We start from the raw sequence: 645 nt of genomic DNA, 5'->3' as shown, positions 1-645 counted from the left end.
TCATCCAGACTACTGAGCGTTTGACCTGCTAGCGACACCGTACCGCTATCGGGATAGTCTAATGCCGCGAGCAACCCTAGTAAGGTCGATTTGCCCGAGCCTGATTTACCCATGATGACCACAAACTCGCCCGCGTTGACATAGATATCTACATCCTTGATGATAGATAATTTTTGCTCACCGACTTGCACGGTTTTGTTTAGCTGGGAGGCGGTGAGTAGAGCCGATTTTTCAGTATCTACTGGCGGTATTGACGTAGCAGTCGAAGGTGATGTCATTACAGTATCTCGTTAAGTGGACTCGTTTGTCGTATTTTTGGTTGTGTCGGCCTGAGAGGTTTCGGCTGCTGTGACTTCTTGTAGCGTGGGCTCTAAGATAGGCAAGATATTGTCATTGACGATGATGGTGTAGCCTTCTTTGGTTGGGTGAATGGCATCTGCTTGGTTGAGCTCAGCGTCACCGCCAACACCCTCCAAAAAGAACGGTATCAGAGGAACGTTCATGTCTTTTGCGACGCGAGGATAGATATCTGAGAACGCGGCAACGTAGTCATCGCCTAAGTTGTCATAGATTGACATCCCGCCCAAGATGACGACACTGCCGTTGTCTTGCAAACGTTTAACAGCTGTCCGAATATTGGCTTCA

General features: G+C 48.5%; 2 protein-coding genes. Both read right to left on the bottom strand.

The window, feature by feature from the left end:
* Nucleotides 1–278: ATP-binding cassette domain-containing protein (locus ACS8FC_RS18425; protein WP_439297855.1), on the bottom strand; the 278-nt coding region annotated here is incomplete at its 3' end.
* 12 nt (nucleotides 279–290) lie between these two features.
* On the bottom strand, nucleotides 291–645 hold a 355-nt coding region (locus ACS8FC_RS18420), incomplete at its 5' end, for an SGNH/GDSL hydrolase family protein (protein WP_439297854.1).

Source organism: Psychrobacter sp. 1Y4 (genome assembly GCF_051847555.1).
The sequence above is the reverse complement of the archived record's forward strand: the minus strand, read 5'-3'. Positions and strand labels throughout refer to the sequence as shown.